At 42.8% G+C, this 24,666-nt stretch carries 22 protein-coding genes and 3 pseudogenes; 22 read left to right on the top strand and 3 right to left on the bottom strand.

Going from position 1 to position 24,666, the window contains the following annotated elements; all coding sequences use genetic code 11:
• Window positions 1–20: 20 nt before the first annotated feature.
• From ACY8DX_RS11710 to ACY8DX_RS11630, 17 genes and pseudogenes are all read left to right on the top strand, one after another.
• Window positions 21–293, top strand: coding sequence for a hypothetical protein (locus ACY8DX_RS11710; protein WP_049670766.1), 273 nt, complete (start codon window positions 21–23; stop codon window positions 291–293).
• An 80-nt stretch (window positions 294–373) separates the two neighbouring features.
• Window positions 374–751: pseudogene (locus tag ACY8DX_RS11705) on the top strand (VOC family protein).
• Between the two features lie 271 nt (window positions 752–1,022).
• Entirely contained in the window at window positions 1,023–2,762 is a 1,740-nt protein-coding gene (locus ACY8DX_RS11700; RefSeq protein ID WP_462405197.1) for an ABC transporter ATP-binding protein, read from the top strand.
• A complete protein-coding gene (locus ACY8DX_RS11695; RefSeq protein WP_462405196.1) occupies window positions 2,759–4,540 on the top strand; it encodes an ABC transporter ATP-binding protein in 1,782 nt (593 codons plus the stop codon). The genes ACY8DX_RS11700 and ACY8DX_RS11695 overlap by 4 nt, the downstream gene beginning before the upstream one ends.
• Window positions 4,541–4,637: 97 nt before the next feature.
• The gene (locus tag ACY8DX_RS11690; RefSeq protein ID WP_049670769.1) at window positions 4,638–5,099 is read left to right on the top strand and encodes a GNAT family N-acetyltransferase; all 462 of its coding nucleotides are present in this window, start codon (window positions 4,638–4,640) and stop codon (window positions 5,097–5,099) included.
• Between the two features lie 168 nt (window positions 5,100–5,267).
• A complete protein-coding gene (locus ACY8DX_RS11685; protein ID WP_049670770.1) occupies window positions 5,268–6,284 on the top strand; it encodes a serine hydrolase domain-containing protein in 1,017 nt (338 codons plus the stop codon).
• 888 nt (window positions 6,285–7,172) lie between these two features.
• A complete protein-coding gene (locus ACY8DX_RS11680; RefSeq protein ID WP_462406933.1) occupies window positions 7,173–7,445 on the top strand; it encodes a DUF4181 domain-containing protein in 273 nt (90 codons plus the stop codon).
• 61 nt (window positions 7,446–7,506) lie between these two features.
• Window positions 7,507–7,704 carry a DUF4177 domain-containing protein gene (locus ACY8DX_RS11675; RefSeq protein ID WP_049670772.1) on the top strand — a complete coding sequence of 66 codons (198 nt, stop codon included), beginning with the start codon at window positions 7,507–7,509 and terminating at the stop codon, window positions 7,702–7,704.
• A gap of 103 nt (window positions 7,705–7,807) precedes the next feature.
• On the top strand, window positions 7,808–8,236 hold the full coding sequence (locus tag ACY8DX_RS11670; protein ID WP_462405195.1) for a GNAT family N-acetyltransferase: 429 nt from the start codon (window positions 7,808–7,810) through the stop codon (window positions 8,234–8,236).
• A gap of 128 nt (window positions 8,237–8,364) precedes the next feature.
• Complete coding sequence (locus tag ACY8DX_RS11665) at window positions 8,365–8,817, top strand: DUF3997 domain-containing protein (RefSeq protein ID WP_462405194.1); 453 nt, start codon at window positions 8,365–8,367, stop codon at window positions 8,815–8,817.
• 471 nt (window positions 8,818–9,288) lie between these two features.
• Window positions 9,289–10,365, top strand: coding sequence for a GntR family transcriptional regulator (locus tag ACY8DX_RS11660; protein WP_462405193.1), 1,077 nt, complete (start codon window positions 9,289–9,291; stop codon window positions 10,363–10,365).
• Between the two features lie 197 nt (window positions 10,366–10,562).
• On the top strand, window positions 10,563–11,645 hold the full coding sequence (gene chvE, locus ACY8DX_RS11655; RefSeq protein WP_462405192.1) for a multiple monosaccharide ABC transporter substrate-binding protein: 1,083 nt from the start codon (window positions 10,563–10,565) through the stop codon (window positions 11,643–11,645).
• Between the two features lie 78 nt (window positions 11,646–11,723).
• On the top strand, window positions 11,724–13,262 hold the full coding sequence (gene mmsA / locus ACY8DX_RS11650) for a multiple monosaccharide ABC transporter ATP-binding protein (RefSeq protein ID WP_439802737.1): 1,539 nt from the start codon (window positions 11,724–11,726) through the stop codon (window positions 13,260–13,262).
• Window positions 13,259–14,431: a multiple monosaccharide ABC transporter permease gene (mmsB, locus tag ACY8DX_RS11645; protein WP_049670778.1), complete on the top strand. Its 1,173-nt coding sequence runs from the start codon at window positions 13,259–13,261 to the stop codon at window positions 14,429–14,431. The genes mmsA and mmsB overlap by 4 nt, the downstream gene beginning before the upstream one ends.
• A gap of 23 nt (window positions 14,432–14,454) precedes the next feature.
• On the top strand, window positions 14,455–15,438 hold the full coding sequence (locus tag ACY8DX_RS11640; RefSeq protein ID WP_462405191.1) for an aldo/keto reductase: 984 nt from the start codon (window positions 14,455–14,457) through the stop codon (window positions 15,436–15,438).
• Between the two features lie 150 nt (window positions 15,439–15,588).
• A complete protein-coding gene (locus ACY8DX_RS11635; RefSeq protein ID WP_462405190.1) occupies window positions 15,589–16,629 on the top strand; it encodes an aldose epimerase family protein in 1,041 nt (346 codons plus the stop codon).
• A 475-nt stretch (window positions 16,630–17,104) separates the two neighbouring features.
• Window positions 17,105–18,755 (top strand): annotated as a pseudogene (locus ACY8DX_RS11630) (IS1182 family transposase).
• On the opposite strand, the gene ACY8DX_RS11625 reads toward ACY8DX_RS11630, so the two are convergent.
• Window positions 18,741–19,661 carry an NAD(P)/FAD-dependent oxidoreductase gene (locus ACY8DX_RS11625; protein ID WP_462405189.1) on the bottom strand — a complete coding sequence of 307 codons (921 nt, stop codon included), beginning with the start codon at window positions 19,659–19,661 and terminating at the stop codon, window positions 18,741–18,743. The pseudogene ACY8DX_RS11630 and the gene ACY8DX_RS11625 sit on opposite strands and share 15 nt — an antisense overlap.
• A 149-nt stretch (window positions 19,662–19,810) precedes the next feature.
• On the opposite strand from ACY8DX_RS11625, the gene ACY8DX_RS11620 reads away from it, so the two are divergent.
• Complete coding sequence (locus tag ACY8DX_RS11620; RefSeq protein WP_462405188.1) at window positions 19,811–20,596, top strand: SDR family oxidoreductase; 786 nt, start codon at window positions 19,811–19,813, stop codon at window positions 20,594–20,596.
• A 59-nt stretch (window positions 20,597–20,655) separates the two neighbouring features.
• Here ACY8DX_RS11620 and ACY8DX_RS11615 read toward each other — a convergent pair.
• Window positions 20,656–21,264 (bottom strand): annotated as a pseudogene (locus ACY8DX_RS11615) (MFS transporter); the annotation flags it as partial.
• 27 nt (window positions 21,265–21,291) lie between these two features.
• Here ACY8DX_RS11615 and ACY8DX_RS11610 point away from each other — a divergent pair.
• A complete protein-coding gene (locus ACY8DX_RS11610) occupies window positions 21,292–21,426 on the top strand; it encodes a hypothetical protein (protein WP_462405187.1) in 135 nt (44 codons plus the stop codon).
• Between the two features lie 5 nt (window positions 21,427–21,431).
• Here the strand turns inward: ACY8DX_RS11610 and ACY8DX_RS11605 are convergent, their stop codons facing one another.
• Window positions 21,432–22,256 carry a phosphatase PAP2 family protein gene (locus ACY8DX_RS11605; RefSeq protein WP_462405186.1) on the bottom strand — a complete coding sequence of 275 codons (825 nt, stop codon included), beginning with the start codon at window positions 22,254–22,256 and terminating at the stop codon, window positions 21,432–21,434.
• Between the two features lie 146 nt (window positions 22,257–22,402).
• On the opposite strand from ACY8DX_RS11605, the gene ACY8DX_RS11600 reads away from it, so the two are divergent.
• From ACY8DX_RS11600 to ACY8DX_RS11590, 3 genes are all read left to right on the top strand, one after another.
• Window positions 22,403–22,870: a hypothetical protein gene (locus ACY8DX_RS11600; RefSeq protein WP_197089921.1), complete on the top strand. Its 468-nt coding sequence runs from the start codon at window positions 22,403–22,405 to the stop codon at window positions 22,868–22,870.
• Complete coding sequence (locus ACY8DX_RS11595; protein ID WP_049670784.1) at window positions 22,858–23,148, top strand: YxcD family protein; 291 nt, start codon at window positions 22,858–22,860, stop codon at window positions 23,146–23,148. The genes ACY8DX_RS11600 and ACY8DX_RS11595 overlap by 13 nt, the downstream gene beginning before the upstream one ends.
• Window positions 23,149–23,448: 300 nt before the next feature.
• Complete coding sequence (locus tag ACY8DX_RS11590; RefSeq protein WP_462405185.1) at window positions 23,449–24,594, top strand: acyl-CoA dehydrogenase family protein; 1,146 nt, start codon at window positions 23,449–23,451, stop codon at window positions 24,592–24,594.
• The last annotated feature ends 72 nt before the right edge of the window (window positions 24,595–24,666 follow it).

The raw sequence follows: 24,666 nt of genomic DNA, 5'->3' as shown, positions 1-24,666 counted from the left end.
TCGCTGAATACAATGGGTAAATGATAATCATTCAGGAGGCGGTGCAGGTGGGGGGAATAGACAAACGTAACAGGTTAAATGAGGAACCATTTACTTATCAAACAACGAAAAATGGAACGATCTTCATCTATTACAAAGGTAAACAAATTAAAATGATGAAGGATCATGAGGCTGAACGTCTTATAGCGAGAATAAAAGAAGTAGAAGATAACGGAACAGAAGTTCAGTTATTATTGGCTAAAGCGACAGGGAATTTTAAACGGGGCAACGAAAAGATGGGTAAAAGAAGCTAAATGATTGGCAGGAGAATTCTTGCGTAATAGAGAATCTAGGCTGTAAACAAAAATCATCCTAATATGGGAGGGAAAAGAATGTGATTAGTCAAGTTGGTCAAATCATGCTGTATGTTGATAACCAAGATGAGGCAGTGGAATTCTGGACAAACCAATTGGGCTTCACTGTAGTAGCTGAGGAGAATAAAACCTAAGGATTTAGGTGGATTGAAATTGCACCAAAAATGGGGGCTGAAACAAGCCTCATTCTGCATAATCAGGACTTTGTTTCAAAAATGTCTCCTGGCCTGAATCTCGGTACCCCTTCTTTAATGTTTTTCACAGATAATCTCGAGCAATTACATAATGACTTAATAAAGAAAAAAGTGACTGTCGGAGAGATTGTCCAAATGCCTTCCGGTAGAGTATTTAACTTTGCAGATTATGAAGAAAACTATTTTGCCGTAATGGAAAAATAGGTACTAGACCAAATATAGATATAGAGTGATGCATACGGCTGCCAATTCTAGGCAGCTTTTTTATGCACAGGATTATCTAGGCGTTTTCTTTTAAAGCCAGCCTGCGCAAAGATACAGGAGAGAAGCGGACTATGCTGTTATAAGAAAATAGATTGTGAGTGATGAATGAGGTAAGCATCTATTTCTCCAATTTATTTTGGAATATTTGAAAAAGTTCGTGTATTTTACGAGCAAATGTTCTAGAATTATTAAATATTGGAGGGGATTGGCAATGAAGTTAGCAAGGGAAATACTTGGGCATTTTAAGCCCTATTGGTTTAGTGTCGTGATGGCAGTCGTATTTGCCCTCATTGGGGGAGCTTTCACGATTCTGCCCCCAATATTGACAGGGAAGCTTGTCGATGATGTGCTCCAAAACGAGGCTGTTCAATTATTGCCATGGATCATTGGGGGATTCGTGATTGCCTACATAGGCAAAGTGGTGTTTGAAAGCCTGCAGGAGTATATACAAATTAAGGTTGGCTTGGATGTCATCACAGATATGCAGCTTCGGGCGTTTAAGAAATTACATAAGGCTCCGATGTCATTCTTCCAGCACACGCCGCGTGGAGATATGCTATACCGGCTTACACATGATGTGGAATCGATTCAAAACTTGAATAATACGGTTGTTCCGCGATTTTTACAGCAGATTATCAGTGCGGTCGCAGCTTTTGCGACGGTCATCTTTTTATTCTGGCCGACAGCGATTGTTATGGTTGGTGTCTTTATCATTTATTTATATCCTTCATTCAAGCTAGGAACAACGGTCAGAAAGATGAGCGCTGTACAGCGTGATATGAGTGCAGATATGTACCACCATATGCAGGAGAGCATCGAGTCCTCAAAGCTTGTCCGTACCTTTCAGCTGCAGGAAAAGGAAATTGATACACAGCGGACGAAGCTTGGGAAGTGGATGGCCTTTTCCATTAAGGCAGCCCTCATCAGCAAGGTAAATTGGCGCCTGGGGAACCTTTTTAATATCGCTACACCCGGTGTCGTTATGCTGATTGGCGGATTTGCCGTATGGCGAGGAGATATCACGGTCGGTGTACTTGTAGCTTGCTTAGGGTTTATTCCAACGATGTTTCAGCCAGTCCGGTCGCTTGCTGAGAATGCATTGACGATTCAGCAGGCCATTCCGGCTTTGCAGCGTTTATACGAATATTTTGATTTGCCTGAGGAACATGAGGCAGGCCTTCCGGAGATAGGCGGGATTGAAGGAAAGCTTGAAATGAAGCATGTAACCTTCCAATACCCCGGTACGAATTTGACTGTGCTGAATGATATTAGCTTCATCATTGAGCCTGGCAAGCATATCGGCATCGTCGGTTCCAGCGGCGGCGGAAAAAGTACGATTGTCCAGCTCTTGCTTGGGTTGTATGAACCAGATCAAGGAGAGGTCTTAATTGATGGAAAACGGCTTTCTGATTATGACCGCAACTCATTTAGAAGGCAGGTCGGAGTCGTGAGTCAGGAGACCTTCCTTTTGAATGGAACATTGAAGGAGAACCTATTGTACGGCAAAAAGGATGCGACAGAGACAGAATTTAGGCATGCGGCAGATGCGGCCGGATTGACTGAGTTTATTAACACACTCCCGAATGGCTATGAAACCCTTATTGGGGAACGCGGACTTAAATTATCAGGAGGACAGCGCCAAAGGGTAGCGCTGGCGAGAGCCATCTTGCGCCATCCAGAACTGTTGATCTTTGACGAAGCGACCTCTTCCCTGGACGGCGAAACCGAAGAAAGGGTGCAGGAAGCACTCGAACGCCTCATTCCAGGAAGAACGACGATTACGATTGCTCATAGGCTGATTACGGTGAGGGACGCGCATGAGATTCTATTCTTGGAGCGGGGTGTTATTGCTGAACGAGGGACACATGAGCAATTGCTGTCACTGAAAGGCCGTTATTATGAGCTGTACATGTCACAATATAAAGAACTTGAAAAGGGGAGAGTAGGATGAGCACGGTACAATTAGAAGGAAAAAGCAAAGATGGCAGACGTGTTCTTGCCTTCTTGAAGCCTTTTTGGAAATGGGTGCTCGGTGATTCGATTGTTATTGCTATTGCCCAGGTTTGCGCCTCTGTCATCCCAACTTTTGCGCTGAGCTGGCTTGTCGACGATATTCTACCTGGACAATCAACGAATCTCCTTTGGGGATTGATGTGGCTGTTGGTCTTTGTGGCCGTATTTGATTTGGTGATGATGGTTATTGACGAATACTTTTGCCATTATATTGCGAAATCTGTGACGAACAGGCAGAAGATTAGGCTTTTTACACATGTTCAATATTTGCCATTCTCCTTTTTCCAAAATGCAAAATCCGGAGAATTGCTGGCCAGGACGTCTGATGATCCGGATACCCTGCATAATTTCCTCGCATGGGAAGGATCTACATTGATGGCAGCGGTCCAGGGCGTTGTTATTTATAATATTGTTCTTTTATTTATTCATCCATACTTAATGATGGCGAGCGTGGTGCTTGGTATTATCTTTTATATGGCATCGAATTATGTTGGGAAAAGAACGCGTCTCGCTTCTAAACAGGCGCGGGACGAGGCGTCAAAATATTTGGAACGGATGCGCGAATCCGTGACAGGTATCCATCTTTCTAGAGTGCTCGGCGTATCGGACAGTGAGGTTGAGAGCATCGTCGGCATCAGGCAAGCCTTTGTGAAGCATTCCGTGCGTGAGTTGAAGGCACGGATGCAATCGATTGTCGTCATTGGCGGGTATAACGGAATCGCCTTGGCTGGTGTGTATTTTATCAGTATCCTCTTAATCTGGAATAGTGAGCTGACCACTGGTCAAATGCTGACAGCGGGAGGCCTAGTGACAATTGCCGCTAATGAAATGCAGAAGATGCTCAGGATGTGGCTCTCCATCAGGCGCACAGGACCTGCCTTAGATCGCTCGGATATCCTTCTGGCAAACCCAAAATCAGAAGCGGAAACAAAGGCTGGTCTAGTCCCTGCTGAAATGAAGGGAAGTATCACGTTTCATGATGTTACTTTCGCCTATCCTGAGAAAGAAGAGCCGGTCCTCCGTGGCGTTTCCTTTCATATTGAAGGCGGGGATGCCGTTGCGCTGACAGGTCCGAGCGGTGCCGGTAAATCAACGATAACAGACCTGCTGCTTCGTTTATATGAGCCGAAGGACGGTCTAATCCTCATAGACGGTCAGCCTATTGAGACATTTGACATCGGCTGGCTGCGAAGCCAGATTGCATTTGTTTCCCAGGATGTCCAGCTGCGCAATGGCACTCTTCGGGACAATTTGAGAATCGGGAATACAAAGGCAAGCGATCAGGAACTGCTGGCCGCTTTAAGGGACAGCGGCTTATGGGAGTATTATCAAGGTCTTCCGGATGGGCTCGATTCCTCTGTTGGAGAGCGGGGAACCAGCCTTTCTGGAGGACAGAAACAGCGTCTATCACTTGCTAGGGCATTGGTGAGAGAAGCTAAGCTGCTTATTCTTGACGAAGCGAGCTCGGCGCTGGATCCAATTACGGAATTGAAGATTAATGAAGCGATACGAGAAAGGAAGAAGCGGCAGACCGTCATCATCATTTCCCACCGACTCTCAACCGTGTTGTCCGCAGATCGAATTATTGTCATGGATGAAGGAAGGATTAAGGAATCCGGCACCCATCACGAATTGGTAAACAAGGAGAACGGAATTTACTCCCGTATGTTTAAGCGGGAAGCGGATATGGGTTCCACTATACTCATTGGTAAATAACAGATGAAATCAGTAGGAAATGGAAGGCTGTCTCCATGACAGCCTTTTTATCAAGATGCTATTAACGCTTTCATAGAGCAATAGAAAGGGATGCTAAATGGACTGGACTATAAGAAAAGCAATATTAAAAGATGTGTATACCATGACTAAATTAAGAATAGAACTACTCTCAGCTGTAGGAGATGTTAATGAAGAAAATAAGTCACAGGTATTTAGGGCAAACGAAGCTTACTTTAAGGAGAAGTTAGCTAATGAAGACTATACAGCTTGGGTTGCCGAGGTAAAGGGGACAATTGTAGGCATCAGTGGTTTAGTCTTGTTTGAAAGACCTCCTCATGGTAAGAATATTGGCGGATTAGAAGCATACATCATGAATATGTATACTCTACCAGAATACAGAGGTCGTGGAATAGCTCGTTCCTTGCTAGAAAAATGTATTTCAGATTGTCATAGATTAGGTGTGGGAAGAATATGGCTGCATCCTTCCGATGAGGGCTATCAGCTTTATAAGAAAATGGGATTTTCGGATAAGCAATTAGAGATGGAGTTGTTTTTATAAGGCTAACCTGTGAACTTGCCGGAAGTGGTTGGTTCAGAATAGTAACCCAAAGATAAAGATAAATGGGCAATTTCATCAAACATGTTTAGGCCAGGGCAGTGATTCAGGAGGAATTTATGTCCCAATTGTCGAATTTTGTACAGCATCAAGAAGCAGAGGAGAGTAGAAATGAAAGTAACTATTGAAGATTACCTTACTGATGTTATGGATAAACATAATTTTTCTGGAACTATTCTGGTGCAAGATGGTAAAAATACGTTAAAAGTAAGTCGTGGTTATGCTAATCGTTCGGAACAAATAATGAATGGTTCGGATACACGATTCGGAATAGCTTCAGGCTGCAAATTATTTACGGCAATAGGAGTGTGTCAACTTGTAGAGCAGGGGTTCTTATCATTTGATACAAGATTAAGAGATTGTCTCCCTATTTCCTTCCCTGAATTTGATAAGGATATTACCATTCATCAATTATTAACACACACAGCGGGAATCCCAGATTACTTTGACGAGGAAGTCATGGATGATTTTGAGGAGTTATGGATTAAGAATCCAATGTATCACATCAGAACGTTGAAAGACTTTTTGCCTTTATTTCAAAATCAGCCTATGAAATCAATGCCAGGTGAAAGATTTCATTATAATAATGCAGGTTACATCCTGCTTGGATTAATTATTGAACAGACTACCCAAGTGAATTTTGCTGATTACATGATAGAAAATATTTTCATAAAATGTGGAATGACTGACTCTGGTTATTTTGAATTTGATGCTTTGCCATCAAAAACAGCGTTAGGCTATATTGACTATCCGGATGGAAACTGGAAAACGAATATCTACTCCTTGCCTGTAAAAGGCGGTGCTGATGGCGGTGCTTATGTAACGGTCAATGACATGGCGAAACTATGGGATGCCCTTATGAATGATCAATTACTAAGTGAAGAATTCACTCGCCAGTTATTTACGCCCTATATTAAAACAAGAGATGATCAATTCTATGGTTATGGTGTGTGGATTGACAAAAATGATGATGGAATTTTTAAATATCACATTATGGGTTACGATCCTGGAGTTAGTTTTCATTCATCGTTCTATCCGAGAAGTTCCATTAAAACCGTGGTATGCTCAAATCGGTCAAAGGGAGCCTATGCCATATTGAAAGCGATTGAAGAAAACATGGTAAGGTAATAATCAGATGCCATGTACGTAATTAAATGAAGGCTGCCAGATTGCCGTTAAACTGCATAACAATTCTGCTTTTGCAAGGCATTCTCTATGAAACGTAGAATTAGAAACGAATGATTCAATTAAATGAAACTGGAAGAAGGTTATTCTGAAGGGAAAACTCGAACTAAATAGTCAGGAACCTGAAAAAAAGCAGCAGAATTCTTTTCTAAAGTATTCGGTTGGGAAGTTGGCGAGCCACACTGAGATTATTGGGCTGTTATTACAAAGGGAGGAGCCGAAAATCATGGGATTAACGGTGGAATCGCAAAGGGACCAAATGATTATCCGCACGGGATGTGAATTCAAACTGAAGTTGATTCAATGGATGAGGCCATAGCTAACGCTAAAAACAGTGGTGCGATGATTGTACGAGAAAGATGGAGTTTGATGACTTCTACCTTGCCTACTTGGTTGATCCTGTAGGAATAGGTTTCGTCCTTATTCAAAGAAAATAAGTGAGTTCGACCTTATACCATTAAGGCGAAAATCTGCAACGGATGTGTTATTGAGTTAACAAGGTCTAATATCTAAGCAGGCAAATAAAAGCAAATGACAAGTTCTAAATGGATAATCTTGATTAACATCACTTTTAAACAAGGTGTTGGTATAGCATGTGCGGGATTAAAGCATAAACACCAAAAGAATGGATTGATGAAATTTTACATACGGTTCTTTAAGTTATTCATTCAGAAAGGTGAATGGTTTTCGAGATGATTTCTTAAGGAATGATATGGAGACGGTTATTTCTTTCATAGATGGAGTGGATATATATTGCGGCTGTTGGTAATTCTAATTATCCTATTTTTTGTCACTTTATTAATAGAAAAAACAATTGATAAATTGTTAGGTGTGAAGAGAAAAAACATCGCCAAAACCAATGGGAAGAAAGTTGATCAATGGGGAAGAGGGATAATAGCCTGTATATACTTGGTGTACATTTTTAGTAGGGAAATAGTTTCGATTGAATGGCATTTTATCCTATTTTTATTTACGCTAATGGGTTACCAAGCTATATTGGAGTGGAAGTATCTGAGGGGCTCAAAACAATATCTTTCAACACTTCTGAGTTCAATGATCATTTGTTCTATTCTATCCTTGACGTTTACAACTATTTTTAAATGAATATGGACGGCTATAAGAAGTTTGATCTATAAAAGTATTTCAAAAGAACAAGGGGAAAATAATGTACGAATACAAGTTTGTAAAGATTGAATTTAAAAGATTATCAGGAAAGCCTGAGGAAGACTATCGAGAAGTCATTAAAAGCCATGCAGCAGAAGGCTGGCGATTTGTTCAGATTTTCCCTCCAGATTTCTTCACTTCTGTTGTTTCAGCGGGCACTTATTATGAATTGATTTTCGAAAGGCCAAAACATCCATAATTGATATAAATAAACCGTGCCATTGCAAAATAGGAGCAATCGCTTTTTTACTGCTGCAGAGGCGGCTGAATGGTCTTTTATTTATGATTTGGAGGTATACGAAATGGACATTAGAGAAGCAACAGAGAATGATAGTAAGGAATTGGCTGCACTTATGGGGCAATTAGGTTATCCTACTACAACTGAAAATATGAAAAAGAGGTTTAGCCAAATCAAACAAAATCCTTATTATCATACTTTATTAGCCTCCTATGAAGACAAAGTTGTAGGGATGATCGGCCTTTTTAAAGGATATTATTATGAAAGAGAAGGCTTCTATGTTCGTATTGCAGCACTAGTAGTTGATTCAAATTATCGCAATAAAGGAGTAGGGAATAAACTATTGGAAGAGGCGGAGTGCTGGGCGAGGAAGATCGGGGCTTCTGGGATTGGGCTAAACAGCGGGAACCGAAAAGAGAGATATCATGCACACACATTTTATCGAAACAGGGGATATTCAGAGAAAAGCATTGGATTTGTTAAAAGTCTATAGGATATCGAACGAGGTCAGTCTACCCTGATTAATGATTAATGACTGTAGTTTATTTTTTGTTATGCAGATATCTGTTAGATTCTCTCTACAAGGATATTTGGTATAATATGTATGGTATTGGAGGATATATGTCTAGAATAAGATTCAGAATTTTATTATTTACAGTCATGATAAGCAGCCTATTCCTAACTGGATGTCCGGGAGCATCTGATTATGAAATTGATTTGCCAAGTAACTATTCCGTTATTAGAACCTCAGGGCATCAAGTAACGATTGCTGCTAAAATTAGTCAGGGCAATTGGGATTCCCCGATAATACCCGCTAAGGTTACGGAGGTAGGGTGGGATGATAACTTTATTATCGCTAAACAAGTCCCTTTGATTCATAATCCTAAAAGCCAGAACGGTGATGAAATACCAGACGAACAGAATGACCATTATTGGATTATCCAACTTGAGAATGGGAATGTTACAGGACCTATAGATGAATTAGAATTAACGAAGACAAAAGAAAAATTACAAATATCTAAGGAGTTTATTTTGACAGAGGTAGAGGATTTGAATAAGGATTTTGCTTTTTGAACAGAAGGAACTTACCATGAAAAATACGAGCAGGCTGCTTCCAAATGGATGTGGCTTTTTATCATGTGGCTCTGTAAAAATGAATGTTGCTATATAGAATGCCGCTCGTCAACCTTTCAGCCGTTTGAATTCTGGCTTAGATTAGTGGACTGGCATGCACCAAAGCACTCAAGGAGGGTTCCCGCTCGCACCTAGAGGCACAATCACCTGCAACGTAAATCAATAGGATTAAGATTATCAGAGCCTGACATTTAAAAACAATAGACCTACTCCTTAATGGCTTCATCACTTTATATTCGACTAGTGAATGCTACAAAGAGATATGACAAGATAATATAGAATCATTAGGAATATCGCCAATACTATGATAAAATACGTCCGAATTTTCCTTTTTATTGATATAATTTGACAACATGTACTAACAACTATGCTATATTAAAGGGAGAGATAGACAGGAGGGTGTAACTTTGGATGAAAAAATACGAGCAAGTTAAAGAGAAAATTAAACAAGCTATTTTAGAAGAGAAATACGTGCCTAATCAAAAAATCCCCTCTGAGTCAGAGCTGACCATTCGATTTGAGGTCAGCCGCCACACCGTCCGAAAAGCCATTAATGATTTGGTCAATGAGGGCTGGCTTTATACGGAACAGGGGTCTGGCACCTATTGTGCTGACCGCTCCATATCACAATCTTCCTCCGGAGCTGATAAGGCAATTGCCCTGATCACGACCTATATTTCCAACTATATTTTCCCGTCTATTATAAACGGGGTAGAATCTTATTTGAGCAGTAAGGGCTATACCTTATTATTGTATAGTACGAATAATGATTTTGAGAAAGAACGGCAATGTCTTGAGAATGTGATGGAGAGGGACTTGACCGGACTGATTGTTGAGCCGACGAAGAGCAATCATCCAAATCCTAATCTGAAATATTATCTTGACCTTGAAATGAAAGGGATTCCTTATTTGATGATCAATGCGGCATATAGTGAACTTAATCCATACAGCTTGACCGTTGACGATGAGCTGGGAGGTTATTTACAGGCGGAGCATTTGATTAAAGAGGGGCATACGAATATTGCCGGTTTATTTAAAACAGATGATATGCAAGGTGTTATGCGAATGAAGGGCTTCATCCGTGCTCATCGAGAATACAAGATTCCTATTGATTCGGATATGCTTCTTACATATACGACTTCAGAAAGAGAGCAGGTCCTTGAGGGGGAGTTTGCGAATATTCTTGCGAGAGAGAACCGGCCGAGTGGCATATGCTTCTATAATGATGAAGTTGCTTTGGCGGCACTGGATGTAATAAGGGAGGCGGGTCTTTCTGTGCCGAATGACCTCTCCATTGTCGGTTTCGATGATTCCTATCTTGCCGTGGCCTCTGAGGTCAAGCTAACAACGATTAAACATCCTCAGTACGAGATGGGTGTACAGGCGGCAAAGACAATCCTCCAATTGGTTGAGCAAAAGGATAACGCGAATCCATCCTATGTGTATGAACCGGTCCTCATTGTCAGACAGTCAACAAAAAAAATATAAATTCCAAAAACCTGCAAATATGTGGGTTTTTTTATTTTTATTATAAAAATTTGTTAGTTTAAGTTAAATTTTAGTAGAAACTTGTACTAACAAGTAGTATGATAGATTTTGTAAGCGGATTCAAATATTAGAAAGATGTAAGTTTTCAGAATACAACGTTTGAATCCTGCAATGATGATAAAGGAGAGGTTAATTTCATGAAAAAGATGATCACTGCATTCTTGCTGCTCACATTGGTATTTGCTCTGGCGGCTTGTGGAAGCGATTCCACCTCATCAGGAGATGGCGGTAAGGGATATGTCGGAATCTCTATGCCGACAAAATCCTCCGAACGCTGGGTTCTTGATGGGGAAAACATGGTGAAGGAATTCAAGGAAAAGGGCTATAAGACTGATCTTCAATACGGAGAAGATGTCGTTGAGGACCAGGTCGCTCAAATCGAAAACATGATTACAAAAGGCGTTGACGTTCTCGTTGTTGCTCCAATAGACGGGGAATCCTTGACAGAGGTGCTTCAAAAGGCAGCTGATCAGGATATAAAAGTTATTTCCTATGACCGTTTGATTAAAGGTACCGATAATGTCAGCTATTATGTTACATTTGATAACTTTGAAGTCGGTGTCCTGCAAGCCTCATACATTACGAAGAAATTAGGTCTTGAAGATGGCGAGAAAGGTCCGTTCAACATCGAATTATTCGGCGGTTCACCGGATGATAATAATGCTTACTTCTTCTATGACGGCGCGATGAGCATCTTAAAGCCGTATATTGATGAAGGAAAATTAGTGGTCCAAAGCGGACAGACAAAAATGAACCAAATCTCCACTCTTCGCTGGGATGGTGCAACGGCTCAATCCCGTATGGACAATATCTTAAGCTCTAAATATTCCAGTGAATTAGTTGACGCTGTTTTGTCTCCATATGATGGCATCAGTATCGGAATCATCTCTTCCTTGAAGGGTGTGGGCTATGGAACAGATTCTAAACCAATGCCGGTCATCACAGGTCAGGATGCAGAGCTTGCCTCAGTAAAATCAATCATTGCAGGTGAACAAACACAGACTGTGTTCAAGGATACGAGGGAACTAGCTATTAAAGCCGTTGAAATGGCAGATGCAGTATTAAGTGATAAGGAAGCTGAAGTGAATGATACAGAATCCTATGATAATGGCAATAAAGTTGTTCCTACGTACTTAATTGACCCGGTTTCCGTGGACAAAGAGAACTATAAAGAAGTCATTGTGGACAGCGGTTACTATAGTGAAGATGAAGTGAAATAAGCGAGTAAAATTCTGGATGGATGTTACTTGTACGTTCATTTACAAGTAACATCTATCCTACTAATTGGGGTGAGTTTCTTGTCATCTATTATTTTGGAAATGCGAAATATCACAAAAACGTTTCCTGGCGTCAAGGCCCTTGACGATGTCAATCTGAAGATTAAAAAAGGAGAAATACATGCACTTTGCGGAGAAAATGGTGCAGGTAAATCAACTTTAATGAAAGTATTGAGCGGTGTTTATCCTCATGGAAGCTATTCAGGAGATATTTATTTTGAAGATGAGGTATGTGAGTTTAAAACCATCAAAAACAGTGAGAGTAAGGGGATCGTCATCATTCACCAGGAGCTCGCTTTAATCCCCTATCTGTCAATTTCAGAAAATATCTTCCTTGGGAATGAACAAAGTAAACGGGGTATCATTAATTTCAACGAAACGTATGCAAAGACAATTGATTTGCTGAAGATTGTTGGATTAAAAGAGTCGCCGGATACGATGGTGAATCAACTTGGGGTAGGAAAGCAGCAGCTGATTGAAATTGCCAAGGCTATCTCAAAGGAAGTGAAGCTTCTCATTTTGGATGAGCCTACCGCCGCATTGAATGAAGATGATAGTGAAAACCTGCTGAATCTCATGCTGGAATTTAAAAAGCAAGGCATGACGATGATCATCATCTCGCATAAATTGAATGAGATTGCGAAAGTGGCTGATTCCATCACGATTTTAAGGGATGGAAAGACAATTGAAACATTGGACATGAAAAAGGACCAAGTGAAAGAGGAACGTATCATCAAAGGAATGGTCGGTAGGGACCTGACTAATCTTTACCCGGAGCACACCCCTTCCATCGGCGAGACTATTTTTGAAGTGAAGAATTGGACTGTTCAGGATGTAACGAATACGGCCAGGAATGTCGTTGATGATGTAAGCTTCCATATTCGCAAGGGAGAAATCGTCGGAATAGCCGGTTTGATGGGAGCTGGGCGGACAGAGCTTGCGATGAGCATCTTCGGTAAGGCATATGGGACGAAGATGAGCGGGCAGCTTTTCAAGGATGGCAAGGAATTAACCTTAAAAAACATCACCCAGGCTATTGATGCCGGGATTGCTTATGTCACAGAGGACCGGAAATCGTTCGGCCTTGTGCTTGAAGAAGACATCAAAACCAATATAACGCTCGCTAACTTACACAGGGTGGCAAAGAAGTCCATTATTGATGATGGACAGGAGGTCATTGAGGCAGAGAGCTTCCGTAAGAAGATGAATATCAAAACACCAAGCATTACCCAAAAGGCGATGAACCTGAGCGGAGGGAATCAGCAGAAGGTGGTTCTCAGCAAGTGGATTTTTACAGAGCCTGATATTCTCATACTTGATGAGCCAACGCGCGGGATTGATGTCGGGGCGAAATATGAGATTTATTCCATTATTAATGAGCTTGCAGACCAAGGAAAGGGAATATTGGTCATCTCCTCAGAGCTTCCTGAGCTGCTCGGTATAAGCGACCGAATCTACGTTATGCGTGAAGGGGCTTTTACCGCTGAATTTGAACGCAAGGACGCGTCACAGGAGAATATTATGAAATACATGACCAGAACAGGGGTGGAACAAGGATGAAAACACTTGGCAGCTTAATGAAAAATAATGTTCGCCAATATGGCATGATACTCGCTTTAGTCTTTATTGTTATCTTATTTCAAATACTAACGGATGGCGTTTTATTGAAACCGATTAACATAACGAATCTTATCCTGCAAAACAGTTACATACTCGTGCTTGCCATTGGGATGCTTCTTGTTATTTTACTCGGACATATTGATCTTTCAGTAGGTTCGGTCGTTGCGTTTACCGGTGCGATGTCAGCCATTTTCATGGTAGAGATGAATTTGCCGGTATGGCTTTCGATTGTCTTATGCTTATTGATAGGCGCTTTAATTGGTGCATGGCAAGGATTCTGGGTCGCATATTTGAAAGTCCCTGCCTTTATCGTTACGCTTGCCGGGATGCTTGTCTTCCGCGGGCTTACACTTTGGGTATTGGGCGGGCAATCCATTGCGCCATTCCCGGAAGAATTCCGGAAAATCAGTACAGGCTTCCTGCCTGAATTAAGCAAAACCGCCTCACTTGATCTTTTGACCTTAATTGTAGGAGTCATTGTTTCCCTCGTGTTGATTTGGACAGAGGTTCGAAAACGGAATCAGCAGAAATCCTATCATTTTGAGGTACTGCCAACATGGCTCTTTGCTTTGAAATTGGTCTTCATTGTAGCTGTTCTAAATGTATTCTCTTATTTCCTTGCTTCCTATGAAGGGATTCCGAATATTCTTGTCATCTTAGTCGTCTTGATTGTAGCTTACTCCTTCTTTACGAATCGTACCGTATCTGGACGTCATTTGTATGCGGTCGGCGGTAATGAGAAGGCAGCGAAACTGTCAGGTATCAAGACTCAAAAGCTGACGTTTTGGGTTTTCGTCAACATGGGTGTGCTCGCGGCATTATCCGGCTTGATCTTTGCAGCCCGCTTGAACGCGGCAACACCTGGAGCGGGGAACTCATTTGAGCTTGATGCCATTGCGGCTGTGTTCATTGGCGGTGCATCTGCCTATGGGGGGATTGGAACCATTATTGGAGCAGTTGTCGGCGGACTTGTTATGGGTGTTTTGAATAATGGGATGTCCTTAATTGGTTTAGGTACGGATTATCAGCAAACCATTAAGGGTATTGTATTATTGCTTGCAGTAGGCTTTGATGTCTATAACAAGAACAAAACATCTAAGCTAGATTAATTCCTTGAGGGAGGAGTGCATTCATGAATTATCGACAGCTTGGTAAAAGTGAAATGAAGGTAAGCGAAATCAGCTTTGGCACATGGGGGATAGGCGGAGACTGGGGGCGGTCGAATGATGAGGATGCCTTATCTGCCCTTGCCCGTGCGATGGAGCTGGGAGTGAATTTCTTCGATACAGCGGATGTGTATGGAGCTGGTCGAAGCGAGGAGCTCTTGTGTAAGGCGACAAAGGGAAAAGAGGATGAAATCTATATTGCGACTAAATTCTGCCGGGCCGGGGATATTCATGATCCATTAACCTATTCTGAAGATTCCGTTCGCCAATATTGTGAAGCGAGCTTGAAGCGGTTAGGGCGGGAGAGAATCGACCTCTATCAAATTCATTGTCCGCCGCTTGAAATCCTTAAACACACAAATGTTTTTGAGGTGTTGGATAAGCTTCAGGCGGAAGGAAAAATCCGTCATTACGGAGTCAGTGTTGAAACGGTTGAGGAAGGGTTATTCTGCCTGACGAATCCGAATGTCGCTGCCTTGCAGGTGATTTTCAATTTGTTCAGACAAAAGCCGCTGGAGGAATTGTTCCCAAAAGCGAAGGAACAAGGTGTCGGAATCCTTGCTCGTGTACCGCTGGCAAGCGGTCTGTTGACAGGTAAATTCACAGCGGATACACATTTTGCTAAAGAGGATCACCGTCAGTTTAATGCAAATGGAGAGCAATTCAATGTCGGTGAAACGTTTGCCGGACTTGAATTTCAAAAGGGTGTAGAGCTTTCGGAGCAGCTCTCTTGGATTGCTGATGGCAGGGAATCGATGGCCTCTGCAGCCCTTCGCTGGATTCTAGACCAAGAAGCCGTTACATGTGCCATTCCAGGCTTTAAGAATGTGAGACAGGTGGAGCAGAACCTGTCAGCGCTCGAGACGAAATCATTTAATGAGGACGAGCTCAAGAGGCTGCAAAATTTCTATGAAGGATCCGTAAAGGATTATATTAGAGGACCATATTAAATGATGAGATAAATAACAAAGCCTAACAAGGCTTTGTTATTTCTATGTCCTGAATATACTTTCTGGAAAATAAAGCGCTTTACAGAGTTTTTTGATAGTATATTAGTATACATAAACATTGCAGAAATCTGTGAAAAGGAGAGGGATGCTATGGAAATCAGAGAAACGAGCTTTGGCAGAATGGATGATCAAGAGGTTATTCAGTTTTCCTTTACTACTGATAAAGGAACGACGATGAAGTGCATCAATTATGGATGCATTATTACGGATTTGATCGTCCCCGATCGAAATGGAAACATGGGTAATATTGTTCTTGGCTTTGATACCCTTGAGGATTATGTCAAGCACTCCCCATATTTCGGTGCCATTGTTGGAAGAATAGCTGGAAGAATAGCAGGGGGACGCTTTACGCTTGATGGGGAAACCTATCAATTGGCGAAGAATCAATCCAGCAACAGTCTGCATGGCGGTTTAAAAGGATTCGATAAAGTTGTATGGAATTATGAATTGGTTGAGAAGGGAACAGCAGCAGGGGTTGAATTTACATATATAAGCCATGACGGGGAGGAGGGCTTCCCAGGTAATCTTCATGTAACAACAACATATTTGCTAGATGAAGACGGCAGTCTAGAAATCTCTTATAAGGCCTATTCTGATCAAGATACCATCATCAATCTAACGAATCATTCTTATTTCAATTTGAGCGGGGACTTAACGAAAGACATTCTAAATCACAAGCTAAAGCTGAAAAGCAGCTCATTTTTGGAACTTGGAGAGGATCTTATTCCTACTGGGCAGATTGTGCCTGTTGAGGGGACCTCATTTGATTTCACGGAAGAAGCTGAGGTTTCCCAAGGGGTGGCATCCGGCTATAAACAAAATGATATCGCAGGCGGGGGTTATGACCATCCGTTCTGTCTGGATAGCCATTTTGAGGAAGAGATTGTGCTCGAAGACCCAGTAAGCGGACGCAAGCTTGTAGTGGAAACCGACCAGCCTGCTGTTGTCATTTATACCTGTAATCAATATGATGGTGAATATTCCATTAGAGGGGTCAAACCGCATAATCATATGGCCATTTGCCTTGAAACGCAAGGATACCCGGATGCGATTAACAAGCCTCATTTCCCATCTGTTGTGTTGAAGAAGGATGATACGTATAAAGCAGTCACACGCTACACGTTCAGCTGATTTTTAGAAAGGGGGCTGTCCCATAAGTCAATGAGGATTGACTTTCAGGGGCAGCCCCTTCTTTCGCATTTTTCAGGCCCCGTTAAACGTAGAGGTTGATTTCCGTTCCAGGTGGCTACTTTCCGCGGGGCGGTCGGGGAGCCTCCTCAACGCTTTCAGCGTCTGCGGGGTCTCCCCTGTCCGCTAATCCCGCAGGAGTCAGCCACCTTCCACTCCAATCAACGGTCCGAACAATTCTAGCTTCCGCTTAACTAGACATTTTCTGAAAATAAATGGCAAAAGAATACAAAAAAACCGCCTTTTTCGATAAAATGAAGTTACCAACAAACACCATATCGAAAGGGCGGTTTTTATGTACACTGATTATACCACTGAACAAGTTGAACTTCCACTCTCTCTTCAAGAAGAAACTCCCCATTCATCGAATAAGAATCTCAAACCAAGTTTCATCCCTTATGACAATCGTCAAGCCACCATGATTTTTGATATCCAAGACTTGATTCCAGAAAACCACGTCTCCCGCGTCATTGACGAGATGATCGAAGAATTGGATGATTCCCTCTTTCTCCAACACTATCAAGGAGGCGGCCGCAGCTCCTATCACCCGAAAATGATGACCAAAGTGGTCTTGTACGCGTACTCCCAGAAAGTCTATTCCTGCCGAAACATTGCGCGTATGGTGGAAGAAAACCTCCCTGCCATGTGGCTCGCTGCCCTACAGAAACCGGATTATCGAACCGTCAATCGCTTCCGTACCCAACAGATGGGGAAACTGCTTCCATCCCTGTTTGAAAGCATGATTCACCAGTTGATGGAGCGTAAGCTCATTTCAATGGATACCTACTTCCTTGATGGGACCAAGATTGAAGCCAACGCGAACAAGTATTCATTTGTCTGGAAGAAGGCGACAACGAAGTTCGAGGCCAAGCTCCAGGAAAAAATCGATGAAACCTATCAGCACATCCAAGCCATCACCCTGGAGGAAAATAGAGAATTGACCCATGAAGAAAGATCCGAGGAGCCAACCCCTGAGGAAAAGCTTGACCTTCTGGAAGAAACACTGGCGGAGAAGGTCGCGTGTGAAATGGAGGAATTGGAACGGGAAGACAACAGCCAAGCACGAAAAGAGAAAAGAAGAGCCCTCCGTCCCATCAAGAAGCTCTTGAAGGATGTTCGGGAAGACTTGCGTCCTCGCTTGAAGAAGTATCGAGACCAAAATGCCTTGTTTGGGGACCGGAACAGTTACTCCAAGACAGACACGGATGCGACCTTTATGCGCATGAAAGAGGATCACATGAAGAACGGCCAGCTCAAGCCTGGCTACAATGTCCAGATGGCGACGGAAAACCAATTCATCCTGTTCTACACTATCCATCAAAGACCAACCGATACCCGGTGTTTCAAGCCTCACCTTGAAGCGTTGAAGAACTCCTCGATTCCGTTGCCAAAGAAGGTCATCGCGGATGCCGGATATGGAAGCGAGGAAAACTACCTGTATACCCTTGAAGAGCCATTCGAGGCGTTAATTCCGTACAATACCTACCTGACCGAGCAAACACGATCGTACAAAAACGACATCCGGAATGTGCGAAACTGGGAGTATGATGAACACAAGGACGAATACATCTGCCCGAACAATCGAAGGGTGCTCTTCAAACGTTATTCCACCCGGACGGATAAGAATGGATTCACGCGTGACCTGAAAATCTATGAATGCGAGGATTGTACGGGTTGCCCGCTAAAGGCACAATGCACGAAGGCGGAAGGCAACCGCCAAGTTCACTACAATCCCGTCTATGAAGAACTGAAAGCAAAAGCAAAGACAAGCCTTTGGTCTGAACCGAACGCACAAATTTATGGCCGTCGTAAAGTAGAGGTCGAAAGTGTGTTCGGTCATATCAAGGGCAATCGGTCGTTCCGGCGCTTTTCGCTCCGGAGTCTCCCGAAGGTCCAAACGGAATTCGGAATCGTGGCGATGGCCCATAACTTTCTGAAAGTAGCCGGGCTACTTTCAGGAAAATCTTACACACAACCAAAAACAGGTGGAGAAAACCATTCAGTTTTCTCCACCTGTTTCGTTTATTAGGGACTTATGGGACAGCCCCTTTTTCTTATTCTTCTTTTAACAGCTTCATTAAACGCTTATGAATCCAGATGGCAGCCTGAGTGGCCTCTCCCATTGCGATAGTTGCCTGCTCAGAATGAGCAACGATATCTCCTGCTGCCCAAACATTTTTAATGCTTGTTTCCTTTGTCCTCGGATTCACATGTATATGCCGGTTGTTCATTACGTCAATCCCAAGCTGATCCGCTAAAGCTGTGTGAACATCATTGCCGCCGAAGGAAACAAAGGCACGCTCCCCTTCGATTAGCTCACCATTGGCAAGGAACACTCCCTTGAAGTCGGAATCACCCTCTTTCTTTACGGCTTCAATTTTCTCCTCTATATAATAAATCCCGCTTTCCTTGAGCCTCATTAGCAAGTCCTCTGGGATATCGTTCTTTTCGTGATTAATATACGTAATCTGATTTGTCCAATAGAGAAGAGAGAGAGCAAAATTTGCCCCAGCTTCACCAGAGCCCATAACAAGGGTCGGTGTATCAATGACCTCATACCCATCACAATCAGTGCAAATATAGATGGTCATTCCTAAGCATTCCTTCAGATTAGGAATAGGAGGAATTCGGTCTGTTATCCCTGTAGCAAGCAGCAAAGTGCGGGCGGTGAATTCATGCTCTGTCGTCTTGACATGGAAGCGGCCATTCACATCCTTTAATGTTGTAACATGGTCCTTTAGAAATTCAATCCCTGTATTTTGGGCATGCTCTCGGCCAAGTGCCCGCAAATCCTCTCCGCTGATTCCGTCAGGCCAGCCGAGTATATTACGATAGTCTTTGCAAAGGGAAGAACGGCCTTCCTCCTTTGAATCAATCACTAGGCATGTATGCTGGCTTCTTCCCATTTGGATTGCGGCCTGCAATCCTGCGATACCGCCGCCGATGATGATGCAATCCCATTCATTCGTTCTCATACGTTGTCATTCCTCCCCATGATTCCATTGCTTTAGTATGGATACTGTTAATGGTCCATACTCCTTCTATACCCATAAAATTAATATTTTGACAATTAAATCGTTGAGATGCCATGATAGGAGTAGGAATACGAATGGAGGGAGAAAGAATGGAGCTAGGGTTAAAAGGAAAGAATGCATTGGTTGTGGCTTCAAGTCAAGGGCTGGGAAAAGCTATCGCCATCAAGCTGGCTGAAGAAGGGGCTAATGTCATGGTGACAAGCCGGAGCGCTGATAAATTGAAGACCGTTGTGGAGGAGCTGAAAAAGGTAAATCCAGCCGGAAACTACTACTGGCATGAAGCGGATATTACCCAAGCGGATGACATTGACAGGCTCGTCAAAGATACTGCTGACAAGCTTGGAACAATTGATATTCTTCTTAATAATGCTGGAGGTCCGCCAGCCGGAGGATTTATGGATTTATCTGATGAAGATTGGCAGAAGGGATTTGAATTGAACCTGCTCAGTTACATACGTATGATTCGTGCCGTTCTTCCCCATATGAAGAACGGTGGAAGAATCCTGAATATGGCCTCGATTTCAGTAAAAGAGCCAATTCAAGGGCTGCTTCTTTCAAACACCTTCCGTTTAGGAATCGTCGGCTTAACGAAGACGCTTGCAGCTGAATTTGCTGAACGAGATATCCTTATTAATACGATTGCACCAGGGGTGATTGCCACTGATCGAATCGATTACCTCGATCAAGTGACGGCAGATAAGAAAGGCATCACCGTTGATGAGGTGAAACAACATGCTGAAAACCAAATTCCGCTTGGGCGGTATGGGAAACCGGAGGAATTCGCCAATTATGCAGTGTTCCTGCTCTCATCCGTTAACTCTTATGTGACTGGGCAAGTTTACTTAATTGATGGAGGTAAGGCGAAAGGAATCTAACGAATATAAAAACAAGAGGAGATGAGACTGATTTTGCGGTCTTATCTCCTCTTGTTCTTTTACATGTTTCTTGTTTCAGCAGCTGTTTGAACGGCTTTCTTTTTTTGCGGTAAAAACAGTGTAAGTACGAGGGCAATGAGAGCAATAATCATCATGAAATAATAGGCATCACTTGCTCCAAACATGGATGGCAGGGTTGGAGATGCCTGTAGTTCACTTGGGCTTAGCTTTATGGTATGGACGGCTGCCTGGGCAGTGAATATCGTCATGACGACAGCTGTTCCGATGGCACCGGCTATTTGGCGGACAGTATTATTAACAGCCGAGCCATGGTTGGTCAGCTCCTTCGGCAGGGCATTCAATCCAGCTGTATTGAGCGGCATCGTAATAAAGCTTAAGCCGATGCGAAGGATGATTGTCCGTATCGTCAAGAATAAAAATGATGGAGTAGAGGCCAAATCGGTCACGGCCCACATCGCTGGCAGTACGAATAAAAGGCCAGTAATAAAGAGTGGTTTGGCTCCAAAACGGTCATAGAGCTTGCCCGTCACCGGAGAAAGGAAGGCATTGATGACAGCCCCAGGAAGAAGGAGCAGTCCTCTTTCAAATGCAGTAAAGCCTCGTCCTGTCTGCAGGTAGATGGGCAGTAAAATCATGTCCGCATACATCCAAGGAGGGCGCGGAAACAGAAAAGCATGCGCCCTAACCAAGTATCAAGCCATATTTATGCTGCCTCTATGATGGGCATCATCCGATGGTGGCTGGCTGAAGGGCAGGAGTATGGTTCTCATCAGATTGCTGCCCAAACCCGCCTGCTTCATAAAAGATAGCATACTTATTCAAGAGGGGACTGGACACTATTCAAAAGGGCTATCTTCCTAGCCTCTAGCAGAGTATACCTTTCTGTTATAAGGGAAGCAGCCCACACCGCAGTCACGGCAAGCGCGATGCCTGCTGCCATATCACTCAGCCAGTGAATACCGAGATAGATCGTCGAAAACATGATGATTGGCACGCTGACATAAAACAGCGACTTAAAGACTCTGCTTGATGAGCGCGAACTGAGGAGCAATAATGTCAGCGAAATAGAGTTATGCAGGCTTGGAAAACAATTATTCAGTCCGGAAATATTACGATATTGCGATTCGAATTCCGTATAGACGGAAGGAATTAAAAAGTCAATTTGCGGATGAATATACCATGCTTCATTTACAGGGAAAAATAAATAAAAGGGGATGGCAATGATATAATTCAGCCCAATCGCATAAATAAATGTATAAAACAATTTCAAATCCTCCTTGAGGAGGTAGGAAACAAGAGAGACGGCAATCAAGGTGACGAACATAATGATATAGAAAAAGGTCGTTATCTCTGTTAAAAGAGGATGGCGCAGGGCATCCTGAATGTTTGCTAGAATGGAAGCTTCATAGGTATAAAACAGGGCGGCGTAATCCGGCTGATTGGTGAATGTACTTTCATACCGCAGTTCAAGCTTATTGATGAACAGAATCAAAGCAAGGAGGCCAAGATGCCAAACCACCTGCTTTCGATGGAGAAGAATGGAGAAAACACGAAAAGGATTTTTCTGGTTAACAAAATAGACGATCATAATCGTCAAGAGAGTGATTGTAAGGGCAATGGTCTCCATGGATGTATACATAGGAGCAGCCTCCTCTTAGGAATTATTGGATGAAAAAATAGAATACAAATTTGCTATTTTATTGAAACCTTTGCAGGAATCAATCGTACATAGTATAGTAACAGGAAAAGAATCACCTATTTCAAACCATTACAGGGGGAATTATTTTGCGTAAAAAGAGTTTAGCAACAAAAATATTAGCATCCTTTATGCTGCTGACATTTGTGTTTGCTCCGATTGCGGAGAGCACATTCGTTAACACTTCACACGAGGTCAGTGCAAAATCTTACCGCTCAGGTAAAAAATCCTTCAACTCAAATTCAGGTTCAAATACAAATAATTCTAGCATTTTTAACCAGAAGAAATCTACAACAAGCAATGCAAAAACAACAAAAACAAATTCCTTCAACAAAGGAAGCTTTGCAAAAAGCATGCTGCTAGGCGGAGTTGCAGGTTTGCTCTTCGGAAGCTTGCTGGCGAATATGGGCATGATGGGCTCGGTGTTAGGCTTATTGGTCAATGTATTGGTGATTATCTTAATTATCGGCTTGATCAAGAGAATATTCTTCTCTCGCAATAACAATAATAATCATAACCGTCCGCGAAAAGAGGTTAATGGGCCATGGGACCGCTAAAGCTATCGGAACAAGAGATCATTAATTCCCTTTGCTTATATATGGCTGCTAAGAGGCAGGTCAGTCCCGAGAATGTGGAAATCGAATTAATGTATGATGATGATTATGGGTTTTCCGCTGAATCACATGTTAATGGGCGCTCACAAATCTTGATTACGGCTAATATCATTGAAGCACTGCGCTTTTACATTGAACATCAGTTAAATATGGATCCCTTTGCGGCAGCCATTGAACTTGAGTTGGATGACGATGAAGGAATCATCGCCAACGTGCGATAAATGAGGATAAAGAGGCATGGAAATCTGCCTCTTTTTTCTTTGGAAAAATGAATGAAAGGTTGCGGAAGAAGTGGAATTTGTCATGAATGTCCTGACTGTTATTGGAGTAATTATCCTCGTTGCTATAGGTGCGCTTCTTAAGACGTTCAAGGATCACAATCGAAGGAAATAAACACTTACATTAAATAGAAGTTTATGCTAATTTTTTACAGAATATTCTTGAACTTTATCACCCTAAAAGATTAATATATACGTATACTATAAAAATAAAGCGTTTACATACTTAGGGGAGTGTGACAGATGAAACATCCGTACATACAGGAGGAGCATGTGATCTTCCGCAAGGCTTTCCGAAAATTCCTTGAAAAAGAAGCGTATCCTTTCTATGAGAAGTGGGAGGAGGACCGAATCATCCCGCGTACTTTCTGGGATAAGCTTGGTCAATCTGGTTATCTATGTCCAGACCTGCCGGAGGAATATGGCGGACTTGGCGTGGACTGGGGGATTTCGGTCATTATCAATGAAGAGCTGGAAAGGGTTGGTTCAGGTACAGTTGGAATCTCACTGCATAACGATATTGTCGTACCATACATAACGGCCTATGGAACACACGAACAGAAGAAGCATTGGCTGCCAAAATGTGCCAGCGGGGAATCGATTAGCGCGATTGCGATGACAGAGCCAGGCGCCGGCTCCGATCTCGCCTCCATTGCCACGACGGCCGAGGACCGCGGGGACCATTATTTGGTCAATGGACAAAAAACCTTCATCACAAATGGCATCCAAGCAGATTTAATTATCATTGCTTGTAAAACGGATGTGCATGCGACGCCAAAGCATAAAGGAATCAGCCTGCTTGTCATTGAACGCGGCATGCCTGGCTTCTCAAGAGGCCGAAAGCTGAACAAGGTGGGGCTTCACTGTCAGGACACGGCGGAATTGATATTTGAGGATTGTATCGTGCCAAAGGAAAATCTGCTTGGCCAAGAGGGGAGCGGCTTCCTGTACATGATGGATAAGCTTCAGCAGGAGCGCCTTGTCGTGGCAATCGCAGCCCAAGTGGCAGCAGAAGATATGTTTGCCATGACCATGGATTATGTCAAATCCAGACGAGCGTTCGGAAAAGCAATCGGTGACTTTCAGAACACGAAATTCAAGCTGGCTGAAATGGCTACCGAGATTGAAATGGGACGTACCTTCCTCGACCAGCTGATTGCCAGTCATATGGCAGGTGAGGATGTCGTTACAAAGGTATCAATGGCCAAATGGAAATTGACAGACATGGCCAAGCGCATCTCGGCTGAGTGCATGCAGTTATTCGGAGGCTACGGCTATATGGAGGAATACAAGATTGCCAGACGATTCCGTGATACACCCGTCGCAAGCATCTATGCCGGTACCAATGAAATTATGAAAACCATTATTGCGAAAAATTTAGGGCTATAAAGAAGACTCTTTTGCACAGATGAACAGTCACCTTTAGAAACTTTTGCACCGCAAAAAAAACTTTGATAAAGG

Source organism: Gracilibacillus sp. Marseille-QA3620 (assembly GCF_054950035.1).
Note: the sequence above shows the minus strand (reverse complement) of the source record. Positions and strands in the feature narration are given on the sequence as shown.